Raw genomic sequence first — 676 nt, forward strand, 5'->3', positions numbered from 1 at the left:
GCCTTTGTCCGCTTGATTAATGCATTAAAAATCCTGCCCAATGTCGGCCCAAAATCCGCCCAGCGTATGGCTTACCAGCTTTTACAGTACAAACGCGAAGAAGCGCAGGAGTTGGTGGATGCTTTGCAGTTTGCTTTGAGACAGGTGCAACATTGTCGGATGTGCAACACATTTTGCGAAGGCGATTTGTGTGAAATTTGCGCAGACGAAAAACGCGATAAAAGCCGTTTGATGATTGTGCATATGCCGGCGGATGTCTCCAGCATGGAGGCGGCTAATTGTCATGATGGCCTGTATTTCGTTCTGATGGGGCAAGTCAGTCCGGCGCAGGGCATGGATATTTCGGCAGTAGCGTTAGATAAGCTGGTTGTCCGTTTGCAGGCGAGTGATATTGAGGAAATTATCATTGCAACCAACTTCACAGCCGAAGGCGATGCGACAGCATATGTATTGGCGGAATTGTTTAAAAATCTTCCTTATAAAGTCAGTCGATTGGCGAGGGGAATCCCTTTGGGTGGTGAGATGGAATATGTGGATGCTGGTACTTTGGCTCAGGCTGTTTACGATAGAAGGAATATTCAATCTTAAATGGCAATATAAAAAGGCCGTCTGAAAGTTTTTCAGACGGCCTTTTCATTGATGAAATCAGATTATTTGCAGCTCACGCCTTGAATTG

1 protein-coding gene is annotated in these 676 nt (G+C 45.9%); it reads left to right on the top strand.

Features of this window, described 5'->3' with window-relative positions:
• On the top strand, nt 1-588 hold a 588-nt coding region (recR, locus tag ACTHUE_RS19745; RefSeq protein WP_440424247.1), incomplete at its 5' end, for a recombination mediator RecR.
• Nucleotides 589-676: the final 88 nt, after the last annotated feature.

The organism is Neisseria sp. P0021.S005, from assembly GCF_051956955.1.